General features: G+C 70.0%; 15 protein-coding genes and 1 pseudogene. 14 read left to right on the top strand and 2 right to left on the bottom strand.

Annotated elements, in window-relative coordinates; all coding sequences use genetic code 11:
- Positions 1-13: 13 nt before the first annotated feature.
- The 4 genes from tig to clpX all read left to right on the top strand — a co-directional run bounded on the left by tig (position 14) and on the right by clpX (position 4659).
- Positions 14-1441, top strand: a complete 1428-nt coding sequence (tig, locus tag EMA17_RS42715) for a trigger factor (RefSeq protein WP_126642640.1) — start codon at positions 14-16, stop codon at positions 1439-1441.
- A 361-nt stretch (positions 1442-1802) separates the two neighbouring features.
- Positions 1803-2444, top strand: a complete 642-nt coding sequence (locus EMA17_RS54820) for an ATP-dependent Clp protease proteolytic subunit (protein WP_371863129.1) — start codon at positions 1803-1805, stop codon at positions 2442-2444.
- 106 nt (positions 2445-2550) lie between these two features.
- Positions 2551-3213 carry an ATP-dependent Clp protease proteolytic subunit gene (locus tag EMA17_RS42725; protein WP_078977234.1) on the top strand — a complete coding sequence of 221 codons (663 nt, stop codon included), beginning with the start codon at positions 2551-2553 and terminating at the stop codon, positions 3211-3213.
- A 165-nt stretch (positions 3214-3378) separates the two neighbouring features.
- Positions 3379-4659 (top strand): ATP-dependent Clp protease ATP-binding subunit ClpX, encoded by a 1281-nt coding sequence (gene clpX / locus EMA17_RS42730; RefSeq protein ID WP_126642641.1) that lies wholly within the window; start codon positions 3379-3381, stop codon positions 4657-4659.
- A gap of 66 nt (positions 4660-4725) precedes the next feature.
- On the opposite strand, the gene EMA17_RS42735 is transcribed toward clpX, so the two are convergent.
- Both EMA17_RS42735 and EMA17_RS42740 read right to left on the bottom strand, forming a co-directional pair.
- Positions 4726-5385 carry a hypothetical protein gene (locus EMA17_RS42735; RefSeq protein WP_126642642.1) on the bottom strand — a complete coding sequence of 220 codons (660 nt, stop codon included), beginning with the start codon at positions 5383-5385 and terminating at the stop codon, positions 4726-4728.
- Positions 5386-5506: 121 nt separating this feature from the next.
- Positions 5507-6226 carry a hypothetical protein gene (locus tag EMA17_RS42740; protein WP_126642643.1) on the bottom strand — a complete coding sequence of 240 codons (720 nt, stop codon included), beginning with the start codon at positions 6224-6226 and terminating at the stop codon, positions 5507-5509.
- A gap of 248 nt (positions 6227-6474) precedes the next feature.
- Here EMA17_RS42740 and EMA17_RS42745 point away from each other — a divergent pair, with 248 nt between their 5' ends.
- The 10 genes and pseudogenes from EMA17_RS42745 to EMA17_RS42790 all read left to right on the top strand — a co-directional run bounded on the left by EMA17_RS42745 (position 6475) and on the right by EMA17_RS42790 (position 20202).
- Complete coding sequence (locus EMA17_RS42745) at positions 6475-9108, top strand: valine--tRNA ligase (RefSeq protein WP_126642644.1); 2634 nt, start codon at positions 6475-6477, stop codon at positions 9106-9108.
- 85 nt (positions 9109-9193) lie between these two features.
- Entirely contained in the window at positions 9194-10615 is a 1422-nt protein-coding gene (gene folC, locus EMA17_RS42750; RefSeq protein ID WP_371863130.1) for a bifunctional tetrahydrofolate synthase/dihydrofolate synthase, read from the top strand.
- A gap of 2 nt (positions 10616-10617) precedes the next feature.
- On the top strand, positions 10618-10953 hold the full coding sequence (locus EMA17_RS42755) for a DUF4233 domain-containing protein (protein ID WP_078977239.1): 336 nt from the start codon (positions 10618-10620) through the stop codon (positions 10951-10953).
- A gap of 148 nt (positions 10954-11101) precedes the next feature.
- Positions 11102-11512: a nucleoside-diphosphate kinase gene (gene ndk, locus EMA17_RS42760; protein ID WP_126642646.1), complete on the top strand. Its 411-nt coding sequence runs from the start codon at positions 11102-11104 to the stop codon at positions 11510-11512.
- Between the two features lie 395 nt (positions 11513-11907).
- A complete protein-coding gene (locus EMA17_RS42765; RefSeq protein WP_026218256.1) occupies positions 11908-12927 on the top strand; it encodes a rod shape-determining protein in 1020 nt (339 codons plus the stop codon).
- Positions 12928-13041: 114 nt separating this feature from the next.
- Entirely contained in the window at positions 13042-14073 is a 1032-nt protein-coding gene (gene mreC, locus EMA17_RS42770; RefSeq protein ID WP_126642647.1) for a rod shape-determining protein MreC, read from the top strand.
- Between the two features lie 4 nt (positions 14074-14077).
- Positions 14078-14584 (top strand): annotated as a pseudogene (gene mreD, locus EMA17_RS42775) (rod shape-determining protein MreD); the annotation flags it as partial.
- 37 nt (positions 14585-14621) lie between these two features.
- Positions 14622-16889 (top strand): penicillin-binding protein 2, encoded by a 2268-nt coding sequence (gene mrdA / locus EMA17_RS42780; protein WP_246127258.1) that lies wholly within the window; start codon positions 14622-14624, stop codon positions 16887-16889.
- Positions 16890-16963: 74 nt separating this feature from the next.
- Entirely contained in the window at positions 16964-18142 is a 1179-nt protein-coding gene (rodA, locus tag EMA17_RS42785) for a rod shape-determining protein RodA (protein ID WP_246127262.1), read from the top strand.
- Positions 18143-18276: 134 nt separating this feature from the next.
- The gene (locus EMA17_RS42790) at positions 18277-20202 is read left to right on the top strand and encodes a TIGR03960 family B12-binding radical SAM protein (protein ID WP_126642650.1); all 1926 of its coding nucleotides are present in this window, start codon (positions 18277-18279) and stop codon (positions 20200-20202) included.
- Positions 20203-20236: the final 34 nt, after the last annotated feature.

The raw sequence follows: 20236 nt of genomic DNA on the forward strand, positions 1-20236 counted from the left end.
GGAGACCCTTACCGTGAAGAGCGCCGTCGAGACGTTGAACCCGACCCGGGTTCGGCTCACCGTCGAGGTTCCCTCCGAGGAGCTGAAGCCCAGCCTCGACGCGGCGTACAAGAAGATCGGCAAGCAGGTGACGGTCCCGGGCTTCCGCAAGGGCAAGATCCCGGCGCGCATCATCGACCAGCGCTTCGGTCGCGAGGCCGTCTTCGTCGAGGCGTTCGACGACATCCTGTCCTCGTCGTACGGCAAGGCCGTCGAGGAGAACGAGCTGCGCGTGCTGGGCCAGCCCGAGGTCACCGAGGTCACCGACGTGACCGAGCTGGCCGGCGGCGCCGATCTGAAGTTCACCGCAGAGGTCGACACCCGTCCCGAGATCGAGCTGCCGGACTACTCCGGCATCGAGGTCGAGGTCGATGACATCACCGTCACCGACGAGGATGTCGCCGAGAAGATCGAGGAGCTGCGCGACCGCTTCGGTGCGCTGAACACCGTCGAGCGGGCCGCGGCCGAGGGCGACACCGTCGTCATCGACATCGAGGCCAAGGTCGACGGCGAGGTCCTGGAGGACGGCGTCGCGAAGGCGATGTCGTACCAGATCGGCGGCGACACGATGCTGGACGGCCTCGACGCCGCCGTCATCGGCGCGTCGGCCGGCGAGACCAAGACCTTCGAGACCGAGCTCCAGGGCGGCAGCGCCGCCGGGCAGACGGCCGAGGTCTCGGTCGTGGTGACCACCGTCAAGGCCAAGGAGCTCCCCGAGCTCGACGACGACTTCGCGCAGCTGGCCAGCGAGTTCGACACGCTGGACGAGCTGAAGGCGGACCTGCGCGAGAAGCTGGACCACCAGAAGCTGCACGACCAGCAGAACGAGGGCCGGGACAAGGTCCTCGAAGCCCTGCTGGAGCAGATCGAGGTGCCGCTGCCGGAGAGCATCGTCACCGAGGAGATCGAGCAGCGCCGCGGTCAGCTGGAGCAGCAGCTCGGCATGATGGGCATGGACCTGGCCAAGTGGCTGGAGATCCAGGGCCAGACCGCCGAGGAGTACGAGGAAGAGCTCCAGGACAGCGTGCGCAAGGGCATGCGCGCCCAGTTCGTGCTCGACGAGGTGGTGAAGAAGGAGCAGCTCTCCGTCAACCAGGAAGAGCTGACCCAGCACCTCATCCAGCGGGCGCAGCAGTCCGGCATGAGCCCCGACCAGTTCGCCCAGCAGGTCATGCAGTCCGGCTACGTGCCGGTCCTGGTCGGCGAGGTCGCCCGCGGCAAGGCCCTGGAGGTCATCGCCAAGGGTGCCAAGGCCAAGGACGCCTCGGGCAACGAGGTCGGCCTCGGCGTCGACCTGCACGCGGACGACCACGAGGGCCACGACCACGCCGAGACCGAAGAGGCCGCGGCGACGGACGAGGCCGGCACGGACGAGGCCGCGGCGGACAAGACCGAGGCCTGATCCACCCTCCCGCACCGGCCACGACCGGCGCGGCACGCGACACCCGGGCCCGGTCCCCGCTTCGGCGGGGGCCGGGCCCGTCGGCATGCTCCGAAGGCCCGGAGAGGGGCGCACACGCCTCCGTGGCGGCATCCGGGGCCCGGTGGTCGATCCGGGCCCGATCCGCGCGCGACTACCCCGTCACCGGCCGGATATCGCCTTGCTGCGCTCTGGGCGAACAGTCCTGAGTCTGGGATGGCCTGCGACGATCCGCGCGTTAGGGTCGCTGTACGAAGGGGGTCACCCGCCACAAAAGCAGGTGCCTCCCAAGGTCGACTTCGTGACGGCTCGGGATTGCCGTCGGAAACGAGCAGGTGGATACGTGACGAATCCGCAGATCGTGACTCCGGGGCTCGCGGTGCCCACTTCGCGTGCATCTCAGCCGGGTGGGATGGGGCTCGACGACCAGGTCTACAACCGGTTGCTGCGCGAGCGGATCATCTTCCTCGGCTCGGTCGTCGAGGACCAGATCGCCAACGCGATCTCCGCCCAGCTGCTGCTGCTGAACGCGGAGGACCCGGAGAAGGACATCTGGCTCTACGTCAACTCGCCCGGTGGCTCCATCACCGCCGGTATGGCGATCTACGACACGATGCAGTGGATCAGCAACGATGTCGCGACCGTCGCGATGGGCCTGGCCGCCTCCATGGGCCAGTTCCTGTTGACCGCAGGGGCCCCCGGCAAGCGCATCGCGCTGGCCAACTCCGAGATCCTGATGCACCAGCCGTCCGCCGGCCTCGGCGGCTCGGCGTCCGACATCAAGATCCAGGCCGAGCAGCTGCTGCGCACCAAGCGCAAGATGACTCGCCTGATCGCACACCATTCCGGGCAGACCCCCGAGAAGATCGAGCACGACTCGGACCGCGACCGTTGGTTCTCCGCCGAAGAGGCCAAGGAATACGGCCTGGTGGACCACGTGGTTCGCAGTGCGGCCGAGGTTCCCAACACCGGCAGCACCAGCTGATCCCGGCGTCCGTACCGACCGACCGCACAGCCGAGACGTGCTGAAGGTGGGTCACCGGTCGCCCGGCAACCGAGTCGAGTCCGCAGTCCCGGAGGGCTGAGATTTCATGAACGACAATCTGTTCCACCGGCCCGAGGGCCTGGCACCCCTGGCCTCGCGCAGCGCCGAGAGCCGCTACGTCCTGCCGCGCTTCATCGAGCGCACGTCGCAGGGCTACCGCGAGCAGGACCCGTACACCAAGCTGTTCGAAGAGCGGATCATCTTCCTCGGCGTCCAGGTCGACGACGCGTCGGCCAACGACGTGATGGCGCAGCTGCTGACGCTCGAGTCGATGGACCCCGATCGGGACATCTCGATGTACATCAACTCGCCCGGCGGGTCCTTCACGGCGCTCACCGCGATCTACGACACCATGCAGTTCGTGCGCCCCGACATCCAGACGGTGTGCATGGGCCAGGCGGCCTCCGCCGCGGCCGTCCTGCTCGCCGCGGGAACTCCGGGCAAGCGAATGGCGCTGCCGAACTCCCGCATCCTCATCCACCAGCCGTACAGTGAAACCGGGCGCGCGCAAGTCAGCGACCTGGAGATCCAGGCTCGTGAGATCCAGCGCATGCGCACCATGCTGGAGACGATGCTCGCCAAGCACACGACAAAGCCGATCGAGCAGATTCGCGACGACATCGAGCGCGACAAGATTCTGACGGCCGAAGAGGCGCTCGCGTACGGCCTCATCGACGAGATCACGGCGCCTCGGAAGGTCGTCGGCTAGTTGTCCCCGCCCGGTCGGCGGCTTGCCGCCGACCGGACAACGGTGACCGGTTGATGGTCAAAACCGGGGGAAACCGGGGGAGCGGAGATTCCGGCGGGGTACCGTCGAAAGACCAGGCACCAGGTCCGGTACACATCCGGGGCCCAGGCGAAGGAGATGCACCTCGTGGCACGCATCGGTGACGGTGGCGACCTGCTCAAGTGCTCGTTCTGTGGAAAGAGCCAGAAGCAGGTGAAGAAGCTCATTGCCGGTCCGGGTGTCTACATCTGCGACGAGTGCATCGACCTGTGCAACGAGATCATCGAGGAGGAGCTCTCCGAGTCCTCCGAGTTGAAGTTCGAGGAGCTTCCCAAGCCGCGGGAGATCTACGAGTTCCTCGACGGCTACGTGGTCGGGCAGGAAGTCGCCAAGAAGGCGCTCTCGGTGGCGGTGTACAACCACTACAAGCGGGTCCAGGCCGGCGAGTCGGGCAAGGCCTCGCGCGACGACGGCGTGGAACTGGCCAAGTCGAACATCCTGCTGCTCGGGCCGACCGGCTGTGGCAAGACGCTCCTGGCCCAGACCCTGGCCCGGATGCTCAACGTGCCGTTCGCCATCGCCGACGCGACCGCGCTCACCGAGGCGGGCTACGTCGGCGAGGACGTGGAGAACATCCTCCTCAAGCTGATCCAGGCGGCCGACTACGACGTCAAGAAGGCCGAGACCGGGATCATCTACATCGACGAGGTGGACAAGATCGCTCGCAAGAGCGAGAACCCCTCGATCACCCGCGACGTGTCCGGCGAGGGTGTCCAGCAGGCGCTGCTGAAGATCATCGAGGGCACCACCGCGAGTGTGCCGCCGCAGGGCGGGCGCAAGCACCCGCACCAGGAATTCATCCAGATCGACACGACGAACGTGCTGTTCATCGTGGGCGGCGCGTTCGCCGGCCTGGAGAAGATCATCGAGGGCCGGGTCGGCCGCAAGGGCATCGGCTTCGGCGCGCAGATCCGCTCCAAGCGCGATGTGGAGAGCGCCGACTCGTTCGCCGACGTGATGCCCGAGGACCTGCTCAAGTTCGGCATGATCCCCGAGTTCATCGGCCGGCTCCCGGTGCTCACCTCGGTGCACAACCTGGACCGCGAGGCGCTGATCCAGATCCTCACCGAGCCCAAGAACGCGCTGGTGAAGCAGTACCGCCGGCTGTTCGAACTCGACGGCGTCGAGTTGGACTTCGAGATGGAGGCGCTGGAGGCGATCGCCGACCAGGCGATCATGCGCGGCACCGGTGCCCGCGGCCTGCGCGCGATCCTCGAAGAGGTGCTCCAGTCGGTGATGTACGAGGTCCCGTCCCGCAAGGACGTGGCCCGCGTGGTGGTCACCGACCAGGTGGTGCTCAAGCACGTCAACCCCACGCTGGTGCCGCGCGACGTGGTCAAGCGCGAGCGGCGCGACAAGAGCGCCTGATCCGGGCCGGGTCGGGGTGGCGTGCGCGCCCCGACCCCGATGCCCGACCGGGCCCGAAGACCCGCCCTAGCGGGCGGTGCCCGCGTACATGTTCGCGATCACCAGGCGGGCGTGGGCCGTGCCCGCGCCGTCGCTGACATAGATCGGATCGTGCTCGTCGCCCCACAGACACATCGCCGTCGTGGCGTTGTGCCGGCACCGGAGCAGCCCCGGCGGACCGCCGGATACGGGCGCCTCCTCGGGCGTCGCGACCGCCGGTACGAAGTCCCGGACGTAGGCCACCGGCGCCGCCTCGCGCCTGCTCGCCACGGTCGGCAACACCGTTTCCCGGATCTGTGCGCCGCCGAAGACCTCGGTGCGCGCGTCGGCGAAGGTGCGTGCCATCGTCGCGGTCAACTCGGCCACCGCGGGGGGAAGTTCGGTGCGGGCCACCGGCCCGCGGCCCTCGATCGTGGTGGGTATCGCGAGCGGCCCGGACATCCGCGCGGCGACCGGCGCGGTGGGCAGGCCACGCGGTGGGCGGGCCTCGTCGCCCCCGGTGTCCAGGAGCAGCAGCACGGCCACCACGGCGGCCGTCACCACGAGCGCACTGCCGATTACGCCCGCCAGGAGCACGAGCCGCTCCCGCGACCGGCTCCCGCCCGGATCCGGGTCGCCCGGCGGGCCGAACGGATACCCCGCCCCACCCGTCCCGGGCCCCTGCCCGCCGCCGTATCCGTCGTCCATCGCCCCCACCGCCCCGCGGTCCGGCCGTACGTCATCGGTATCCGGTACAACGACGGCGGGGCCGCGAGGCGACGCGCGAACCGGCGTTCGACCGGCCGGCCCGCGCGTCGCCGACGGGCCGCTACTTCTCCAGGTCCGCGCGCATCGCCTTGAACTTCACCGCCGCCTGGTCCGCCGACAACCGGTCGAAGTACGCCACGGCCGTGGTGTACCGGTCCGCCCACCCGCAGATCGCCGCCGGCCGGGCGTCCTGGGCCGGTACACACTCCAGCGTGCCGCCCAGCGGGCCCGGGTCGTAACCCTTCATGGCGAGTCCCGACGGAACGCCGCCCTCGGTGGCGTCCACGTGGTCGACCATGCCGCGGACCATGTGCTCCAGACGTTTCCCGTCGATCCCGGTCATCCCGTCCACCCCGACGAACAGCACCGAGCGCGGTCCGGACCCGGTCGCGCCGTACGCCGCGACCAGCACGTTGTTCGCGGGCGAGCGCACCTCGCCCGGATCGACCGGGACGTCGCTCGGCCCGTCGAGCAGCCGGGCCAGGCCACCGGCCTGGACGGACGGCCGGAGCCGGAGGACACCGTCCGAGCCGGCCGGCCGGCCCGACGGGGCCGACGCCGACGGCGCGGTCGACACGTCCTTGCCGGGCGGCAGGGTCGGCGGCTTCGTGACGGCAGCGGTCGACGGGGCCTTGTCCGGCAGAGCCGTCGTGGCCTGTGCCGGGCCGCTCCGGTCGGCCTTGTCGTCCTTGTCGCCCGTGGCCTGGCAACCCGTCAGCACGGTCGCCCCGAGCAGCGAGACGGTGACGGCGGTGAGCAGTGTCGTGGTGCGAGTACGCACGAAAATCCCCCCGGATTCGAGAACTCACGGATATCGGGCCGCTCCCGACGCCTCGACCGACGCGTGATCGTCGAAACCGGAACGGCTCGTACCGCAAGCTAGCGGTGCCCGTCGAGCGGTGGGGGCGTGGTGACAGCACGGTGACAAGCGCGGGACGTCGTCGACGCGAAACCGGCCCGCGCCCGCCGCGCCGCCGCGGTCTCCCCGCCGCGTCGAAGGCGCCCACGCGCCTTCCGTAGACTGGGGCGGTGACCGAGAACACCACTCCCGCAGCCGCTGCCGCCGAGCAGCCGCAGGCCCTTCCCTCCCAGTACACCCCCGCCGAGGTAGAGGGGAAGCTGTACGAGCGCTGGGTAGCCGCGGGTTGGTTCGAGGCCGACGCCAAGAGCGACAAGCCGCCGTACACGATCGTCATCCCGCCGCCGAACGTGACCGGGCAGTTGCACCTCGGTCACGCGTTCCAGCACACGCTGATGGACGCGCTCACCCGCCGCAAGCGTATGCAGGGCTTCGAGGCGCTGTGGTTGCCCGGCATGGACCACGCCGGCATCGCCACCCAGAACGTGGTCGAGCGCGAGTTGGCCAAGGAGGGCAAGTCGCGCCACGACCTGGGCCGTGAGGCGTTCGTGGACCGGGTCTGGCAGTGGAAGGAAGAGTACGGCGGGAGGATCCTCGGCCAGATGCGCCGGCTCGGCGACGGCGTCGACTGGTCGCGCGAGCGCTTCACCATGGACGAGGGCCTGTCCCGGGCCGTGCAGACCATCTTCAAGCGGCTCTACGACGACGAGCTGATCTACCGCGCCGAGCGCATCATCAACTGGTGTCCGCGCTGTCTGACCGCGATCTCCGACATCGAGGTCGAACACCAGGACGACGAGGGCGAACTGGTCTCGATCCGCTACGGCGAGGGCGACGCCTCGATCGTGGTGGCCACCACCCGCGCCGAGACCATGCTCGGCGACACGGCCGTCGCGGTGCACCCGAGCGACGAGCGCTACGCGCACCTGGTCGGCACCGAGATCGAACTGCCGCTCACCGGTCGGCGGATCCCGATCGTGGCGGACGAGCACGTGGACCCCGAGTTCGGCACCGGCGCGGTCAAGGTGACCCCGGCGCACGACCCGAACGACTTCGAGATCGGCCGCCGGCACGACCTGCCGATGCCGACGATCATGAACGAGCGCGCGATCGTCACCGCGCACGGCCCGTTCGAGGGCCTGGACCGCTACGAGGCGCGCTTCGCGATCGTGGCCGCGCTGCGCGAGCAGGGTCGGATCGTCGCCGAGAAGCGCCCGTACACGCACGCCGTGGGGCACTGCTCGCGCTGCAAGACCACCGTCGAGCCGCGTCTGTCCATGCAGTGGTGGGTCAGGGTCGAGCCGTTGGCCAAGGCCGCCGGCGACGCGGTGCGCGACGGCCGGGTGGCCATCCACCCGCAGGAGCTGGCCGGGCGCTACTTCGCCTGGGTCGACAACATGCACGACTGGTGCATCTCGCGCCAGCTGTGGTGGGGCCACCGGATCCCGGTCTGGTACGGCCCGAACGGCGAGACGGTCTGCGTGGGCCCGAACGACGAGGCGCCCACCGGCGAGGGCTGGACGCAGGACACCGACGTGCTGGACACGTGGTTCTCCTCCGGCCTGTGGCCCTTCTCCACTCTGGGCTGGCCCGAACAGACCGCCGACCTGGCCAAGTTCTATCCGACCGACGTGCTGCTCACCGGCCACGACATCATCTTCTTCTGGGTCGCCCGGATGATGATGTTCGGCCTGTACGCGATGGACGGCCGGGCGCCGTTCCACACCATCACGCTCACCGGCCTGGTCCGCGACCAGTTCGGCAAGAAGATGTCCAAGTCGTTCGGCAACGTGGTCGACCCGATCGACTGGATGGACGCGTACGGCACCGACGCGCTGCGCTTCACCCTGGCCCGCGGCGCCAACCCCGGTACCGACGTGCCGATCGGCGAGGACTGGGTCCAGGGCTCGCGCAACTTCTGCAACAAGATCTGGAACGCCACCCGGTTCGCGCTGATGAACGGCGCCACCGTCGAGGGCCCGATGCCGGCCGCCGAGCACCTGTCGGCGACGGATCGCTGGATCCTGTCCCGCCTGGACGCGGTGGTGGCGGAGGTGGACGCCTACTACGAGGACTACCAGTTCGCGAAGTTGTCCGACACGCTGTTCCACTTCGCCTGGGACGAGGTCTTCGACTGGTACGTCGAGCTGGCCAAGCTCCCGCTGAACGGCGACGACGAGGCCGCGGCCCAGGCCACCCGGCGCGTGCTCGGCCACGTGCTCGACGTGACGCTGCGGCTGCTGCACCCGATCGTGCCGTTCGTCACCGAGGAGTTGTGGACCACGCTCACCGGCGGCGAGTCGCTGGTGGTCGCCGCGTGGCCGGCGCCGAGCGGGTTCGCCGACCCGGCCGCCGAGGCCGAGATCACCACCCTTCGGCAGGTGATCACCGAGGTCCGCCGATTCCGTTCGGACCAGGGCCTCAAGCCCGGCCAGCGGGTGCCGGCCAACATCTCGCTCGCGGGCACCGCGATCGCCGCGCACGAGGCGGCGCTGCGTCAACTCGCCCGCTGCACACCGGCCGGCGAGGGCTTCTCGGCGACCACGTCCTTCCCGGTCGCGGGCGCCCTGATCGAACTGGACCTGTCCGGCGCGATCGACTTCGCCGCCGAGCGCAAGCGGCTGTCCAAGGACCTGGCCGAGGCGGAGAAGGTCCGCGACGTGAACACCAGGAAGCTCGGCAACGCGGGCTTCCTCGCCAAGGCCGCCCCCGACGTGGTGGAAAAGGTCCGGGAGAAGCTGGCCGGCGCCGAGGCCGACATCGCCCGCATCCGGGGCCAGCTGGACCGGCTGCCCTCGGCCTGACCCGTACGGCCGCGCGGCCCGGACACACCCGGGCCGCGCGCACGGCCGGCACTCGACCAGCTCCCGAAGAACTCGATCAGAACCGGTGACACCCGTGACAGACTCCGCCGAGGCCCTGGCCGCACAGCGCGCCGTCGAGGCCGAACTGGTCGGGCGCTGGCCCGAGACCAAGCTCGACCCCTCCACCGAACGTGTCGTCGCGCTGATGGACGTACTCGGCCAACCCCAGCGGGCCTACCCGGTCATCCACATCACCGGCACCAACGGCAAGACCAGCACGGCCCGGATGATCGAGAGCCTGCTGGGCGCGCTGCGGCTGCGCACCGGCCGCTACACCAGCCCGCACGTCGAGTCGATGACCGAGCGGATCAGCCTGGACGGCGAGCCGATCAGCGCCGAACGCTTCGTCGAGACCTACCGCGACATCCAGCCCTACATCGACATCGTCGACGCCGCGCAGCAGCACCGGTTGTCCTTCTTCGAGGTGATCACCGCCATGGCGTACGCGGCGTTCGCCGACGCCCCGGTGGACGTCGCGGTGGTCGAGGTCGGCATGGGCGGCACGTGGGACGCGACCAACGTGGTCGACGGCACGGTCGCGGTGGTCACCCCGATCGCGGTCGACCACGCCAACCGACTCGGCTCGACGCCCGGCGAGATCGCGGTGGAGAAGGCCGGGATCATCAAGAAGGACAGCCTGGTCGTGCTGGCCCGGCAGCCGGCCGACGCCGCCGAGTCGCTGCTGCGGCGCGCGGTCGAGGTGGACGCGACGGTGGCCCGCGAGGGCATGGAGTTCGGCGTGGTCCGGCGCGACCTCGCCGTCGGCGGCCAGTTGCTCACCCTGCGCGGACTGGCGGGGGAGTACGAGGACGTCTTCCTGCCGCTACACGGCATGCACCAGGCGGAGAACGCCGCGGTCGCGCTGGCCGCCGTGGAGGCGTTCCTGGGCGTCGGCACGGCGGACCGACCCGGGCTCACCGGCGCCGGCGCGCTGGACGCCGACCTGGTCCGCGAGGCGTTCGCGTCGGTCACCTCCCCGGGTCGCCTCGAAGTGGTCCGACGCAGTCCCACCGTGCTGATCGACGCCGCGCACAACCCCGCCGGCGCCCTGGCCACGGCCCGTGCGATGACCGACTCGTTCGACTTCCGGCACCTGGTCGGGGTGGTCGCGGTGATGGCCGACAAGGACGTCAGGGGCGTCCTGGAGGCCCTGGAGCCGGTGCTCGCCGAGGTCGTGGTCACGCAGAACTCGCAGCCGCGCGCGATGCCCGTCGACGAACTGGCCGCGCTCGCCGTCGAGGTCTTCGGCGCCGACCGGGTGGACGTACAGCCCGCCCTGCCCGACGCGATCGAGGCCGCGGTCACCCTGGCCGAGGAGGAGGGCGACCTCGGCGGCGCCGGCGTCCTGATCACCGGCTCGGTGGTCACCGTCGGCGAGGCGCGGGTGTTGCTCAAGGGCGGCGGGCGCGAGGCCGGAACCGGCCGGACCGACGGAAGGGACGCCTGAGGATGCGCGCGCTGTGTTCGACCCACCTGATCGGCCAGGCCCTGGTGATCTGCCTGGCCGCGCTGGTCGCCATGCAGCTCACCGACATCTCCACCGGGGTGTTGTGGGCGGTCGCGGGGCCCTCGGCGCTGGTGTGCGTGTGGTTGTGCGCCAAGCTCAAGGAGCCGTGGGCGATCACCGCGGGCTGGGTGCTCCAGGCCGGCCTGTTCCTGACCGGTTTCGTGGTCCCGATGATGTTCCTGATCGGCGTGGTGTTCGGCCTCATCTGGTACGGCTGCATCCGGGTCGGGCGGATCATCGACGCCGCCAAGGCGGCCCGCGAGGCCACGGCCGAGTGATCCGGGATACGGCCGAAAGGTCCGGGCGTTACCCCGGATAGGCTCTGGACGTTGACCCGTTCGTAGGGTCGCGACACCCGTACGGCGCAACATCCGTACGGCGCAACACCCGTACCGAGCCCCCCTCTCCGATCAAGCAAGGAGCCCCATGTCCGAGCGCACGCTCGTCCTGGTCAAGCCGGACGGAGTCCGCCGCGGTCTCGTCGGCGAGGTCATCGGCCGCATCGAGCGCAAGGGCTTCACCCTGACCGCGCTCGATCTGCGCGTGATGGACCGCGAGACGATCGAGCGGCACTACGCCGAGCACGAGGGCAAGCCGTTCTACGCCCCGCTCGTGGAGTTCATGACCTCGGCGCCGTCGGTGGCGATGATCGTCGAGGGCGAGCGCGTGATCGAGTCGTTCCGCACGCTCGCGGGCGTCACCGACCCGATCAAGGCCCTGCCGGGCACGATTCGCGGCGACTTCGCCACCATCACCCGGGAGAACATCGTGCACGGCTCCGACTCGGTGGAGTCGGCCGAGCGCGAGATCAAGAACTTCTTCCCCGAGCACGCCTGACGGCTCGGCCGCGATGCCCGGGGCGGACCCCGTGCCGGCACGCCCCCCGGAGCCGCGCGACGCGCGCGGGCCGCATCGGGCGTGGAATTTTTTCACGAACACGCCGGGTGCGCCCGCGCGCGAGCGCGGGAGTGCCGATCGGGCGCCGCGCGTGCGCTGTTAGAGGGAAATCCCTCCATTCGCCGCGCGTGGCACGCAACCCCTCACCCGGTGATCACGTCATGGTGGATGGAGGGTGCAGCCGTGCCCCGGAACTTCGCGTTCCTGCCGCCGTCGGACCGTGCCTACGATTGTGGTCGGCCGGTTCGGCGTCCCGGACGCGACGTCCCTCGGCCGGCTCATGTCCTCATGGCTGCGAGCTCGGGAAGGCCCTAGGTTTTTTTATGGCGAACAACTTGTCGTTCATCGGTCGTGACATGGCGGTCGACCTCGGTACGGCCAACACGCTGGTGTACGTCAGAGGCCGCGGCATCGTGTTGAACGAGCCGTCGGTGGTCGCCAAGAACACCACGACCGGGGGCATCCTGGCGGTCGGCGCCGAGGCGAAGAAGATGATCGGTCGCACGCCCGGCAACATCGTGGCGATCCGACCGCTCAAGGACGGCGTGATCGCCGACTTCGAGATCACCGAGCGGATGTTGCGCTACTTCATCCTCAAGGTGCACCGCCGCCGCTACCTGGCCCGTCCGCGCGTGGTGATCTGCGTGCCCTCCGGCATCACCGGCGTCGAACGCCGCGCGGTGGTCGAGGCGTCCAGCCAGGCCGGCGCGCGCAGCGTGCACATCATCGAGGAACCCATGGCCGCCGCGATCGGCGCCGGCCTGCCGGTGCACGAGGCGACCGGCAACATGGTCGTCGACATCGGCGGCGGCACCACCGAGGTGGCGGTGATCTCGCTCGGCGGGATCGTCACCGCGCAGTCGATCCGGGTGGCCGGCGACGAGTTGGACAACGCGATCATCGCCTACGTCAAAAAGGAATACTCGCTGCTGTTGGGCGAGCGCAGTGCCGAGGAAATCAAGATGTCGATCGGCTCGGCCTTCGACCTCGGCGAGGACGAGCACAGCGAGATCCGCGGCCGCGACCTGGTCAGCGGGCTGCCCAAGACGATCGTGATCTCCACCTCCGAGGTCCGCAAGGCCATCGAGGAACCGGTCAACACCATCGTGGACGCGGTCAAGAGCACCCTGGACCAGTGTCCGCCCGAACTCGCCGGCGACGTGATGGATCGCGGCATCGTGCTCACCGGTGGCGGCGCCTTGCTGCGCGGCCTCGACGAGCGGCTGCGGACCGAGACCGGCATGCCGATCCACATCGCCGACAACCCGCTGGACTCGGTGGCTCTGGGCGCGGGCAAGTGCGTCGAGGAGTACGAGAAGCTTCAGCAGGTACTGGACGCCCAACCGCGCCGCTGACCGGGAGACGGAGGCGGTCGGCCCGACGCGCCGCCCTCCGTGCCCGATCCGACGCGGCCACACACCACAACTGCCCACCAGCGCCGCAATGTACGAAAGGGGCGGGCGCGCATCGTGAGGGACTCCCGGCATGGTCGGCTGGTCCTCGTGCTGCTGCTGGCGATCTCCTTCGCCCTCATCACCGTGGACATCCGCGGTGGCCGGAACTCGCCCATCGCGAACGTGCGCGACTGGGCGTCGGCCGTGTTCGGCCCCGCCGAACGCGGCGTTTCCGCCGCCGTGGACCCCGTCGGCCGGGCCGTGAACGCGGTCAAGGACGCGGGTTCCCACGAGGGCGAGAAGAAGCGCCTGCAGGACGAGAACGCCAAACTCCGGCAACAGGTGGACAACATCGAGTTCGACCGCAACCGCGCGGCCGAACTCGACAAACTGCTCAAGGTCTCGGCGGCCGGCCAGTATCGGATCAAACCCGCGCGGGTGGTCGCCATCGGCCCCGCCCAGGGCTTCTCCTGGACGGTCACCATCGACGCGGGCGCCGGCGACGGCATCAAACCCGACATGACCGTGATCAACGGCGACGGTCTGGTCGGGCGGGTGACCCAGGTCGGCCCGATGACCTCGACCGTGCTGCTCGCCACCGACCCCGGCTTCTCGGTCGGCTCGCGCCTGGCGGGGTCGATGGAAATAGGGATCGCCTCCGGCCGCGGCAGCAAGCCGATGAACCTCAAGCTGCTCAACGGACAGGCCCAGGTCAAGAAGGGCGACCGGCTGGTGACGTTCGGCTCGCAGGGCGGCAAGCCGTTCGTGCCGGGCGTGCCGGTGGGCGAGGTCGCCGAGGTGCGCAACACCCCGGGCGAGTTGACCCGCAGCGTCCAGGTGAAGTCCTACGTGCGCTTCTCCAGCCTGGACACGGTGGGTGTGGTGATCGAGCCGCCGCGCACCGATCCGCGCGACTCGATACTGCCGCCGGCGCCGACCCCGGAGACACCCGCGCCGCCGCCCGCCCAGCAGGCGCCGCCCGCGCCGCCGGCGAGCACCGAGCCGCCGCGCGGCGCCTCGGCCGCGAAACCGGCCACGGCGGGCAACCGCAGTACCAACGCCAAGCCGCCGGCCGGCGGCACGACCCCACCGACCGGAAGGGACTGAGACGGTGCGGATCTCCCGCGTGTTCTACGCCGCGTTGCTGATCGTCGTCGCACTCGTGGTCCAGGTGAGCGTGCTCGCCCGGCTCGGTCTGCCCGGCGCGGTGCCGGACCTGCTGCTGTTGGTGGTGGTCGCACTCGCGCTGACGTACGGGCCGACCTCGGGGTGCGTGATCGGCTTCGCGGCGGGCCTGTGCGCGGACCTGGCGCCGCCGGCGGACCACGCGGCCGGTCGGTACGCGTTCGTGTTGTGTCTGACCGGCTATGTGGCGGGCATGTTCGCCTCGCGCAGCCCCCGGCGCTCGGTGCTCACCCCGATCGCGGTGGTCGCGGTCGCCGCGGCGGGCACCACGGTGCTCTACGCGGCGGTCGGCGCGCTGGTCGGCGACGGCGCGGTGCGCGAGGTGGGGCTGACGAAGCTGCTGCTGACCGCGGTGCTCTACGACGCGATCCTGGCCCCGTTCGTGGTCCCGTGGGTGATGGCGCTGGCCCGCAAGGTGGATCCGAAACCGCTGCTCTCGGGCCTGTCCCGGTAGGGGGTGTCCGACCGAGATGCGCAAACGTATGCCCAGCCTGCTCAACGCCGGGCGATCGCGAGGGGACGGCGCACACACCGTGCGCGCCCGGATGGTGATCCTGCTGATCCTGGTCCTGTCGCTGATGATCACCCTCTTCGGCCGGCTCTGGTACCTCCAGATCCGCGAGGGCGACCACTACGCGGCGGCGGCCTCGCAGAACGCGATCCGGGACGTGGTGACGCCCGCGGTGCGCGGCCGGATCCTCGACGACAAGGGCCGACCGCTGGTGAACAACCGCACCGCGCTGGTGGTGTCGGTCAGTCGTACCGAGTTGATGCGCATGCCGGACCTGGGCACGGCCGTGCTGACCCGGCTGGCCAAGGTGTTGGAACTGCCGGTCGACGAGGTCAAGGCACGCACCCGGCTGTGTGAGCGCAACGTGCCCAAGCCGTGCTGGAACGGCTCGCCGTACCAGCCGATCCCGGTCACGGACAACGCCACCACCGAGCAGGCGCTGACCATCATGGAGCACCGCGAGGAGTTCCCCGGGGTGACCGCCGAGCCCACCGCCGTGCGCCAGTATCCGGCGCCCGAGGGGGCCAACGGCGCACACGTGGTCGGCTACCTCTCGCCGGTCTCCGACGACGAGTTGAGCAAGCAGAAGGCCGAGGGCAAGAAGGACCTCCAGCGTGCCGACGAGGTCGGCCGCAGCGGTCTGGAGCGCACCTACGACGCCGACCTGCGCGGCAAGTCCGGGGTCACCGGGTTGTCCGTCGACCACCTGGGCCGGGTCACCGGCACCGTCTCGGAGACGCCGCCGGTGGCCGGAAACCACCTGGTCACCAGCATCGACGCGAAGATCCAGGCGATCACCGAGCAGCAGCTGGACGAGGCGATGAAGCGGGCGCGCGCGACCTACGACGCGGGCAACACGCACAAGAACTTCGTCGCCGACGCGGGTGCGGCGGTGGTGATGGACGTCAAGACCGGGCGGGTGATCGCGATGGCGAGCGCGCCCAACTACGACCCGTCGGTGTGGGTGGGCGGCATCTCGCCGCAGGACTACAAGGCGCTCACCGACGAGAAGGCCGGCGTGCCGCTGGTGTCGCGGGCCATACAGGGTCAGTTCGCGCCGGGCTCGATCTTCAAGGTGGTCTCCACCTCGGCCGCGGCCGAGTCGGGCTACTCCACCAAGGCCAACTACGACTGCTCGCCCAGCATCTCGGTCGGCGGCACGACCTTCAACAACCTGGAGTCCAGGGGCTACGGCCCGATCTCGCTCCAGCGCGCGCTGGAGGTCTCCTGCAACACCGTCTTCTACGGCATCGGCTACGACATGTGGCTCAAGGACGGCGGGATCTTCGGGAAGACCCCCAAGGACCCGATGGTGACCATGGCCAAGAACTACGGCTTGGGCGCCCCCAGCGGCATCGACCTGCCCGGCGAATCGGGCGGGCGGATCGCCGACCGCGCCTGGAAGAAGCGCAACTGGGAGCAGAACAAGGACACGTGGTGCAAGCAGGGCAACACCGGCAACGAATACGTGGACAAGATCGCCAAGGAGAACTGCGTCGACGGCTGGCAGTTCCGCGCCGGTGACGCGATCAACTTCGCGATCGGCCAGGGCGACACCACGGTCACCCCGTTGCAGATGACCCGGGTGTACGCGGCGATCGCCAACGGCGGCACGTTGTGGAAGCCGACCATCGGCAAGGCCGTGGTCAGCCCCGACGGCAAGCTGGTGCGCGAGATCGAGCCACAGGCCGCGGGCAAGGTGCCGGTCGGCGACGCCACCATGAAGTACCTGCAGAACGCGCTGATCGGCGTCGAGATGAACGGCACCGCGGCCGGCGTGTTCGCCAACTGGCCGAACGCGCAGATGCCGATAGCGGCCAAGACCGGCACCGGCTCGGTGTACGGCAAGCAGAGCACGTCGTGGTTCGCCACCTACGGCGGGCCCAAGGACGGTCCGCAGTACGCCGTGGTGATGATGGTCAGCCAGGGCGGTACCGGCTCCGGCACCTCGGGGCCGTCGGTGCGCAAGATCTACGAGGCGCTGCTCGGCGTGGACGAGAAGGGCGCGATCGACCCGGGCAAGGCGCTGTTGCCCAGCCCGCCCGCGGACCTGCCGCACATCCAGGCGGACGGGACGGTGACGCCGGTGTCGTTCCACGCGCCGTCCTTCGTGTCGCCCCCGCATCCGCTCGGCGACGGCGACGGGCGCACGGTCGGCGTGTCGGCGTTCGGGCCCGGGGCGCTGCCGCCCGAGCGGGTGACCTACCGGACCGGGAGAGGGACATGAACCTGAACCTGCGACTGCGGCCCGCCTCGCGGGTGGCCGGATTCGGGACACCGGACCTGGGTCGGCTGGCACCGGTGTTCACCCCGCGCCGGTCGATCACCCGGCAGATCATCCAGCGGGACGCGCCGGTGCGGCGGTTGGACTGGCTGCTGCTCGGCCCGGCGCTGGTGTTGTCCGGGGTGGGCTCGCTGCTGGTCTGGTCGGCGACCCGCAATCGGCGCGGACTCACCGGCGGTGATCCGCAGTTCTTCTTCAAGCGGCACCTGCTCAACCTGGTGATCGGGCTGGTGCTGGCCACGGCGGTGGCGATAATCGGTCACCGCCGGATCCGGGCGTTCGCCCCGATAGTGGCGATCGTGGCCGTGCTCGGGCTGTTCGCGGCGCTGAGCCCGCTGGGCAGCACGGTCAACGGGGCACGGGCCTGGATCCAGATCGGCGCCGGCTTCTCGCTGCAACCCGCCGAGTTGGTCAAGCTCGGGATCATCCTGTGCATGGGGATGATCCTGTCCGAGCGGGTGGACACCGGGGACCTGGCCAGACCGGGCGACAAGGCCGTGTTCTGGGCGCTCGTGGTGGCCGCGCTGCCGATGGCGGTGATCATGCTGATGCCCGACATGGGGTCGGTCATGGTGATCGCGATGATCGTGCTGTGTGTGCTGCTCGCCTCCGGCGCGCGGGCGCGGTGGATGGTGCTGATGTTCGCGCTCGCCGGGGCCGGCGCGGCGGCGGTGGTGCACTTCGGGCTGCTCAGCGAATACCAGATCGACCGGTTCCGGGCCTTCGCCGACCCGAGCTTCGACCCGGGGGGCGTCGGCTACAACACGGCCATGGCGCGGCTGGCGATCGGCTCGGGCGGGCTGACCGGGCAGGGGCTGTTCAACGGCGAGCAGACCGGCGGCTCGTATGTACCCGAACAGCAGACCGACTTCGTCTTCTCGGTGGCCGGCGAGGAACTGGGCTTCGTCGGCAGCGCGGTGATCATCGGGCTGTTCGCGCTGCTGCTGTGGCGCGGGATCCGGATCGCGCTGCACGCCGACGACCTGTTCGGCACGATCGTGGCGGCGGGTGTGGTCGGCTGGTTCGCCTTCCAGGCGTTCGAGAACATGGGGATGAACCTCGGCATCATGCCGGTGGCGGGGCTGCCGCTGCCGTTCGTCTCCTACGGCGGATCGTCGATGTTCGCCGTGTGGATGGGGATAGGGCTGTTGCAGTCGGTGCACATGAGACACGCCGGCGCCTTCAAATCCGCCTGATCGCGGCCCGTGCGGGCGGGCTCTCGCCGACATCTCGGTAGGGGGTCCGCCCGTGTCGCGTTAGGCTGGGAGGTCGATCACCCTTCCCGCATCGAGGTGGTCGATCCCCTCCCCGCACTCCCGGAAGGACCGCCATGCCCGTCGAGTCCCTGTTCCCGCGTCTGGAGCCGCTTCTGCCCCAGGTGCAGAAGCCCATCCAGTACGTCGGTGGCGAACTCAACTCGACCGTCAAGGACTGGGACGCGTGCGCGGTCCGCTGGGCCCTGATGTACCCCGACGCGTACGAGGTCGGGCTGCCCAACCAGGGCGTGATGATCCTGTACGAGGTCCTCAACGAGGTCGCCGACGTGCTCGCGGAGCGCACCTACGCGGTGTGGGGCGACCTGGAGAAGCTGATGCGCGCGCACGAGGTGCCGCAGTTCACCGTGGACGCGCACCGGCCGGTCGGCGCGTTCGACGTGTTCGGACTCAGCTTCTCCACCGAGCTGGGCTACACGAACATGCTCAACGCGCTGGACCTGGCCGGGATCCCGATCGAGGCGAAGGACCGCACCGAGGATCACCCGATCGTGTTGGCCGGCGGACACGCCGCGTTCAACCCCGAGCCGATCGCGGACTTCATCGACTGCGCGGTGGTGGGCGACGGCGAGCAGGCCGTGCTCCAGATCACCGACATCATCCGGGCCTGGAAGGCCGAGGGCCGGCCGGGCGGTCGGGACGAGCTGCTGTTCCGCCTCGCGGTCACGGGCAGTGTGTACGTGCCGCGCTTCTACGACGTGGACTACCTGGACGACGGCCGGATCCAGCGGGTCGCGCCGAACCGCTCGGGCGTGCCGTGGCGGGTGTCCAAGCACACCGTGATGGACCTGGACGAGTGGCCCTACCCCAAGCAGCCGCTGGTCCCGCTCGCCGAGACGGTGCACGAGCGCATGTCCGTGGAGATCTTCCGCGGCTGCACCCGGGGCTGCCGGTTCTGCCAGGCCGGCATGATCACCCGCCCGGTGCGCGAGCGCAGCATCGAGGGCATCGGCGCGATGGTGGACAAGGGCCTGAAGGCGACCGGCTTCGAGGAGGTCGGCCTGCTGTCGCTGTCCTCCGCGGACCATACCGAGATCGCCGAGGTGGCCAAGGGCCTGGCGGACCGGTACACCGACGACAAGATCGGCCTGTCGCTGCCGTCCACCCGGGTCGACGCGTTCAACATCGACCTGGCCAACGAGTTGACCCGCAACGGGCGCCGCTCGGGCCTGACGTTCGCCCCCGAGGGCGGCAGCGAACGGCTGCGCAAGGTGATCAACAAGATGGTGTCGGAGGAGGACCTGATCCGCACCGTCGCCACCGCGTACGGCAACGGCTGGCGCCAGGTCAAGCTCTACTTCATGGTCGGCCTGCCCACCGAGACCGACGAGGACGTGCTGCAGATCGCGGACATGGCCAAGAAGGTGATCCAGAAGGGCCGCGAGGTCTCGGGCAGCCGCGACATCCGCTGCACGGTGTCGATCGGCGGGTTCGTCCCCAAGCCGCACACCCCGTTCCAGTGGGCCCCGCAGCTGGACCCGGCGGCCACCGACGCGCGGCTGCACAAGCTGCGCGACGCGATCCGCGCGGACCGCCAGTACGGCAAGTCGATCGGTTTCCGCTACCACGACGGCAAGCCGGGCGCGATCGAGGGCCTGCTCTCGCGCGGCGACCGCCGGGTGGGCCGGATCATCCGCGCGGTGTGGGAGGACGGCGGCCGCTTCGACGGGTGGAGCGAACACTTCAGCTACGACCGCTGGGTGCGCTGTGCGGGCGAGGCACTGGCCGACGAGCCGGTCGACCTGGACTGGTACACCACGCGCGAGCGCGAGTGGAACGAGGTGCTCCCGTGGGACCACCTCGACTCCGGCCTGGACAAGGACTGGCTCTGGGAGGACTGGCAGGACGCCCTCGACGAGACCGAGGTCGAGGACTGCCGCTGGAGCCCATGCTTCGACTGCGGCGTGTGCCCCCAGATGGGCACGGAGATCCAGATCGGCCCGACGGGCCGGAAGCTGCTGCCGCTGTCGGTCGTCAAGTAGCGCGGGAAGTAGCGCGTCGCCGGCCGGGGTTCGG

This window comes from Embleya hyalina (assembly GCF_003967355.1).
Lineage (GTDB): Bacteria > Actinomycetota > Actinomycetes > Streptomycetales > Streptomycetaceae > Embleya > Embleya hyalina.